This is a genomic window from Candidatus Collinsella stercoripullorum, from assembly GCF_027669965.1.
Classification (GTDB): Bacteria; Actinomycetota; Coriobacteriia; order Coriobacteriales; family Coriobacteriaceae; genus Collinsella; species Collinsella stercoripullorum.
This window is the reverse complement of record NZ_JAQECM010000074.1, coordinates 1-6,519: the sequence shown is the minus strand read 5'-3', so window position 1 is coordinate 6,519 and position 6,519 is coordinate 1. Positions and strand designations below refer to the sequence as shown.

The following is a 6,519-nucleotide window of genomic DNA, read 5'->3' as shown; positions in this document are numbered from 1 at the left end:
GGCGCGGGGACCGCGCGCAGCACGCGGACCGCGCGGCCCGCGACGCTGCAGCGGGCGGGCGCGGCATCGGAGGAGGCCAGGGCGCGGCGGACGTTCTCCCCCGCCGTGATCCGGGGGTCGAGCCACAGCTCGGATTTCTCGATCTTGGCGGCGTGGGTCACGAGCGCCTCGTCCTGCTCGGTCCACACGGCGGTGCCGTCCACGATGGAGGGCAGCGTCTCCGCGAGCAGGTCGGCCCCGAGGCGGGCGAGGTCGGCCGTGAGCTCGTCGGCGGTCTTCCCGGTGACGGGGCAGCTCGCCTGGGCGCAGTAGGCCCCGGTGTCGACCCCGTGGCCGATGCGCATGATGGAGACGCCCGCCGTGGCGTCCCCCGCGAGGATGCAGCGCTGGATGGGGGCCGCGCCGCGCCAGCGGGGCAGCAGCGAGGCGTGCACGTTCACGCAGCCGGCGGGGGCCATGGTGAGCACCTCGTCGGGCAGGATGCACCCGTAGGCCGCCACGCAGAACACGTCGGCCCCCGCCGCGCGCAGGGCCTCGAGCACCTCGGGCGTCATGCGCTTCGCCTCCATGACCGGGAGGCCGAGCTCGAGCGCGGCCGCCTTGACCGGCGAGGGCTCGAGGCGCTTGCCGCGCCCGCGCACCGCATCCGGGCGCGTGAGGACGAGGGCCACCTCGAAGGAGGCGGCCAGCTTCTTCAGGGTCGGGACGGCGAAATCCGGCGTCCCCATGAACACGACGCGCATACCGCGCCCCCTTTCCGGGCGGGGTCGACACCGCCCGCCCGATGGAATCCGTAGTGCGAGGGCGGCGCCTACTCGGTGTCGCCCGGCTTGGCGCCGCGGGCGCGCGCCTGCTGGTAGTCCCGCATGGCCGCGATGCGCTTCATCGGCGACAGGCGCTCGAACATCGTGATGCCGTGCAGGTGGTCGATCTCGTGCTGCAGGCAGACGCACAGCAGGTCGCCGTCCGCCTCGTAGCGCATGAGGTCCCCGTTCAGGTCGTAGGCCTCCACCGCGACATGGTCGGCGCGCTCGATCTCCACGTTGATGCCGGGGATGGACAGGCACCCCTCGTTGAAGGTGAAGGTGGAGTCGGACTGCTCGACGATGCGCGGGTTGATGAGCACGAAGGGGTCGTAGTCCGCCTCGCCGGTGTACTCGGTGTCGATGATCACGAGCTGGATGAGCTCGCCCACCTGCGGGGCGGCCAGGCCGCAGCCGTTGTTCTCGAACATCTGCCCCTTCATGCGCTCCACGAGGCGCTCGAGGGCGGGCGTGATCTCCTCGATCTCGGCGCACTCCTGCCGCAGGCGCGGGTCGGGCGACAGGACGATGCCGTTCATCTCCATATCCGGTCCTTTCATGAAGCCGGGCGCGCCGATCGCCGGCGGCCGGGTGTACTCGTTTTGCATAATTATAGGGGTGCGCGCGTGCGCTTCGGCCTCCTGAGGCCGCTGCACACATTCAACGGGGGATGTCTTTGGGGGGGATCCATGCAGTCCGGTCGCTCGCTGCGCCTCGACAACGCGAAAGGCGCTCTCATCATCCTGGTCGTCCTGGGCCACTTCCTATGGCAGTACCGCGAGGACGCGGGGGTGTCGACCCTCGTGCTCGCGCTCTACGTGTTCCATATGCCGGCTTTCGTCCTCATATCCGGGTACCTGAGCGGTGTGGACCTCGCCCGCAACGCGCGCGGGGCGGCGCGCCTGCTCGCCATGTACGTCCTGGCCAACGGGCTCATGACCTGCCTCGTGGTCGCGGCGACCGGGGCGGCTCCGTCGCTGCTCGACCCGTACTACTCCTTCTGGTACCTCCTGTCGCTCATCTGCTGGCGGCTCACCCTTCCGTTCGTCGCGAGCTTCAGGCTCGCACTGCCGCTGTGCACGGCGGCGGCCCTCGCATCCGGCTTCGCACCCGAGATCGGCAACGACCTCTCCCTCATGCGCACGATAGCGTTCTACCCGTTCTTCCTACTCGGATACCGTCTGAGGAGCCGCGGCGTGGACGAGGGCTCGATCGAGGGGCGGCGGCGCGTCGGGGCGGCGATGCTCGCCGTGGGGATCGCCGCCGCGGTCGCGGCGGTCGCCCTGTTCGGCGTGGGAGAGCGCGATGTGATGATGTACGCCTACCGCGACGGCCTCGCGGCCGGCCTGGCGCGCCGCATGGCGGTCCTCGCCATCGCCCTGGTCGCCTCGGTCGGCCTCGTGCTCGCGCTCCCCGACCGCAGGCTGCCCGCCGTCACCGGATGGGGCGCGCGGTCGCTGCCCATCTACCTCTTCCACCGATTCGCCACGCTGGCCTTCGTCAAGGTCCTCCCCGCGCCGGCGGCCCTGCTCTCCCCCGTGGGCGCGGCGAGCCTGGTGGCCACCCTCGCCACCTGCGCGATCCTGGGGAGCGTCCCGTTCGCCCGCCTATGGGACCGCCTCGTCGACCGCGTGTGCGCGCTGGCGCGCATCCCCGAGGGCCCGGGAAGCGCATCGCGGGAGGCGCTCGGGACCGCGCTCGCCCTGCTCCTCATCGTCACCATGGTCCTCCAAGGGACCATGGGCTGGGAGTAGGACGGCTCGCGCCGCCGGCAACGGCGCGCAGGCGGCTACATAAGGTCGTAGGCGTCCACGTCCACGGCGACGCCCACGCCCGCGGGCGGGGGCGTCTGCGCGAGGGCGTCGGCCACGAGGGGCGAGACATCCGCCTCGAGCGGCGCCTTGACGAGGAAATGGAAGCGGTAGCGGTCCTTCGCCCGCTCGATCACGCAGCTCACCGGACCCAGGACGACGGGGCGGTCGAGCCCGCCCGCCGCCGGCGCGAGCGCGGCGATGCGGGCGCGCACCTCGGCGGCGAGGCGGTCGATGTAGCCGCGCGCGGACCGGGCGTCCTTCCCGCGCACGATGACGTTCGTCAGGCGCACGTAGGGCGGGTAGAGCGCCTCGCGGCGCTGGGCGGCGTCCGCCTCAGCGTAGATCGAGCGGTCGTGCGCGGCGACCGCCCGTATGACGGGGTCGTCGGGCAGGTAGGTCTGGATGATGACGCGCCCGGGGCGCTCGCCGCGGCCGGCGCGGCCCGCGACCTGCTCGAGCAGGTCGAAGGCGCGCTCGGAGGCGCGGAAGTCGGGCATCTTGAGCGCGTAGTCCGCCATCACGACGCCGACGAGCGTCACCTCGGGGAAATCGAGCCCCTTCGCGATCATCTGGGTGCCGAGGAGCACGGCGCAGTCCGCCGCGTCGAACTCCTCGAGCAGGCGCTTGTGCGCGTCCTTCCCGCGCGTGGAGTCCGCGTCCATGCGGATGACGGGGACGTCGGCGGGGAGCACGGCGGCGAGCGCGTCCTCGACCTGCTGGGTGCCGACGCCCATCTTGGCCAGGTAGCGGCTGCCGCACGCCGGGCAGGCGCTGCCGGGGGCGGGATAGGGGCGCACGCGCGTCACCGCCCCGCAGGTGTGGCACTCGAGCGTATGGGTGCGCTCGTGGTAGGTGAGCGCGGTGGAGCAGTGCTCGCAGGTGGGGACGCAGCCGCACTCGCGGCACATGAGGAAGGGGGCGAACCCGCGGCGGTTGTGCAGCAGCACCGCCTTCTCGCGGCGCTCGACCACCTCGGCGAGCGCCTCGCGCAGCGGCCGCGAGAACATGGAGCGCGCCCCGCTCGAGAACTCGCGGCGCAGGTCGGCGACGACGACCTCGGGGAGCCGCCCGGCGCCCGCGCGCTCCGGCATCTCGACGCGGAGCCACCGCTGGCCCCGATGGGAGCCGGCACGGCACCGGGCGAGCGCCTCGGCGGAAGGGGTGGCCGAACCGAGCACGAGCGGGCACCCGCAGTCGCGGGCGAGCCGCGCCGCGACCTCGCGCGCATGGTAGCGCGGACTCGAGCCCTGCTTGTAGGACGACTCGTGCTCCTCGTCGATGATGACGATCCCCAGGTCCGGGAACGGGCAGAACAGCGCCGAGCGGGCGCCCACCACGACGCGGGCCGCGCCCTCGAACACCATGTCCCATTGGTCGCGGCGCTCGCCGGCCGACAGGCGCGAGTGGAAGACCGCCACCGTGTCCCCGAACCGCGAGCGGAAGCGGCCCACGGTCTGCGCGGTGAGCGAGATCTCCGGCACGAGCACGCACGCGGAGCGCCCCGCGGCGAGGACCCGCTCGATGGCGGCGAGGTAGACCTCGGTCTTGCCCGAGCCCGTCACGCCGTCGATGAGGACGACGTCGCCCGAACCGGCCTCGCGCGCCGCCTCGATGGCGTCGAGGGCCGCGCGCTGCCCGGCGGTGAGCTCAACCGGGGCGCAGGCGCGCGCGGACGAGAGGGTGGTCCCCCCGTCCGGCGCGCGCCAGGCGCGGCGCTCGTCCACGCGGACCACCCCGCGGTCGCGCAGGGTGCGGATGGCCGCGGACAGGTCCGTGTAGAGCAGGTTCAGCTCGCGGGTGGTCACCGGGCCGCAGGAGAGCGCCTCCATGAGCATGCGCTGGCGCGTCGCGTTGGCGGGTGGCTCGTAGTCGAGACCCTCGGGCGTGAGGGAGACCACGCGCTCGCGGGCCTCCCCCACCGCCGGGGGCTCGAGCTCCCAGGAGCCGTCCGCGGCGCGGCGCAGCCTCGGAGAGCCCCCCGGGGGGAGGAACAGGCGCAGGCACTCGGCGAGCGGCGCCACGTACTCGCGGCTGATCCACGATGCGAGCGCGGGGGCGCCGGCGGAGAAGGCGCGCGCGGAGAGCAGCGCGGAGACGGGGCGGACGCGCGCGGGGTCCAGCCCCTCGGCGCCGGGGAGGCCCGAAAGGTCGTCCGCACGGGCGACGACGTAGCCCACGGCCGCGCGGCGCCCGAACGGGACGAGCACCGCGCAGGCGACGTCGACGTCGTCGGCCAGCCGCTCGGGGACCGCGTAGGCGAAGGGCTCGGAAAGCGCCCGCGCCGGGATGTCGACCACGACCGAGACGAAGCCGGCCCAGCGCTCGCGGGACCTCGGGGCCCCATCGGCTGCCGGGCGCGCGTCCGGCGCGCCCGCACCGGACGGGAACAGGGACGGCTGGCAGGCCATGCGCCGCGCCTACTCGGAGATGCCGCAGGCTGCGCGCAGCTCGTCCACGCGGTCGCAGCGCTCCCAGGAGAAATCGGGGTCCTCGCGGCCGAAGTGGCCGTAGGAGGCCGTCTTCTCGTAGATGGGGCGGCGCAGGTCGAGGTCGCGGATGATGGCGCCCGGACGCAGGTCGAAGACCTCGGAGACGGCGCGCTCGATATCCGCCTCGGGCACGCGGCCGGTGCCGAAGGTGTCCACCATGAGCGACAGCGGGTGCGCGACGCCGATGGCGTAGGCGAACTGGACCTCGCAGCGGTCGGCGAGCCCGGCCGCCACCACGTTCTTGGCGACCCAGCGCGCGGCGTAGGCCGCGGAGCGGTCGACCTTGGTGCAGTCCTTGCCGGAGAAGGCGCCGCCGCCGTGGCGCCCCATGCCGCCGTAGGTGTCGACGATGATCTTGCGCCCCGTGAGGCCGGTGTCGCCCATGGGGCCGCCCACGACGAACCGGCCGGTGGGGTTCACGTAGATCACGGCATCGCGCCAGGCGATCCCCTCGGCGTCCATCACCGGGGCGATGACCTGCGCCACGAGGTCCTCGCGGATGCGGTCCATGGACTCGACCTCGGGGGCGTGCTGGGTGGAGATGACGACGGTCTCGACGGCGACGGGGCGGTCGTCCTCGTAGCGGACGGTCACCTGCGTCTTGCCGTCCGGGCGGAGATACGGCAGGGTCCCGTCGTGGCGGACGGCGGCCAGGCGCTCCGCGAGGCGGCTCGCCAGGTAATGCGGCATGGGCATGAGCGTCGAGGTCTCCCTCGAGGCGTAGCCGAACATCATGCCCTGGTCCCCCGCGCCGATCAGGTCGAGCGGGTCGGAGGCGCCGTGCTGGGCGTCGAAGCTCTCGTCCACGCCGGCGGCGATGTCGGGGCTCTGCTCATGGATCATGTTGATGACGCCGCAGGTCTCGGAATCGAATCCGAACTTGGCGCGCGTGTACCCGATGCGCTCGATCACGCGGCGCGCGATCTTCTGGACGTCGACGTAGGCCTGGGTGCGGATCTCGCCGGTGACGATGACCGAACCGGTGGTGACGAGGGTCTCGCACGCGCAGCGGACGTTGTCCAGGCACGCCGGGACGCCCTTGTGGTCGACGTACCCCTGGGCCTCGAGCTTGGCCTCCTTGGCGAGGATGGCGTCGAGGACCGCGTCGGAGATCTGGTCGGCGACCTTATCCGGATGGCCCTCCGTCACGGACTCGGAGGTGAACACGTAGCTGCGGGGTCCCTGGGTGGAACGAAGCTGGTCTGGCATGATGCCCCTTTCGATGACGATGCCCGGCGACCGTTGCCATTCCACCGGGGCTGTAAGGGAAGATTGTACACTCGACGCGACGCGGGAGGCCGGGAACCCGCCCACCCGAGAATCACCACGGACGGGTCGGCCCGCGCGCCGTGCGATACCGGGCGCCGCACGGCGCGCCGGCGGCGGGGCGCCCGCGCGACGGGGCCGTCGCGG

Annotated in this window: 5 protein-coding genes; 1 reads left to right on the top strand and 4 read right to left on the bottom strand. The window is 72.9% G+C overall.

Annotated features, from left to right (window positions below; translation table 11 throughout):
* Both fmt and def read right to left on the bottom strand, forming a co-directional pair.
* A partial coding sequence (fmt, locus tag PHA29_RS10075) for a methionyl-tRNA formyltransferase (RefSeq protein ID WP_270849489.1) occupies nucleotides 1-743 on the bottom strand: 743 nt, incomplete at its 3' end.
* 68 nt (nucleotides 744-811) lie between these two features.
* Nucleotides 812-1,348, bottom strand: a complete 537-nt coding sequence (gene def / locus PHA29_RS10070) for a peptide deformylase (RefSeq protein ID WP_270405811.1) — start codon at nucleotides 1,346-1,348, stop codon at nucleotides 812-814.
* Between the two features lie 144 nt (nucleotides 1,349-1,492).
* On the opposite strand from def, the gene PHA29_RS10065 reads away from it, so the two are divergent.
* Nucleotides 1,493-2,557, top strand: coding sequence for an acyltransferase family protein (locus tag PHA29_RS10065; RefSeq protein ID WP_270575252.1), 1,065 nt, complete (start codon nucleotides 1,493-1,495; stop codon nucleotides 2,555-2,557).
* A 35-nt stretch (nucleotides 2,558-2,592) separates the two neighbouring features.
* Here PHA29_RS10065 and priA read toward each other — a convergent pair whose 3' ends face one another.
* Together priA and metK are read right to left on the bottom strand one after the other, a co-directional pair.
* On the bottom strand, nucleotides 2,593-5,025 hold the full coding sequence (priA, locus tag PHA29_RS10060; RefSeq protein WP_270849486.1) for a replication restart helicase PriA: 2,433 nt from the start codon (nucleotides 5,023-5,025) through the stop codon (nucleotides 2,593-2,595).
* Nucleotides 5,026-5,034: 9 nt separating this feature from the next.
* Nucleotides 5,035-6,315 carry a methionine adenosyltransferase gene (gene metK, locus PHA29_RS10055; protein ID WP_270849484.1) on the bottom strand — a complete coding sequence of 427 codons (1,281 nt, stop codon included), beginning with the start codon at nucleotides 6,313-6,315 and terminating at the stop codon, nucleotides 5,035-5,037.
* Between the last annotated feature and the right edge of the window lie 204 nt (nucleotides 6,316-6,519).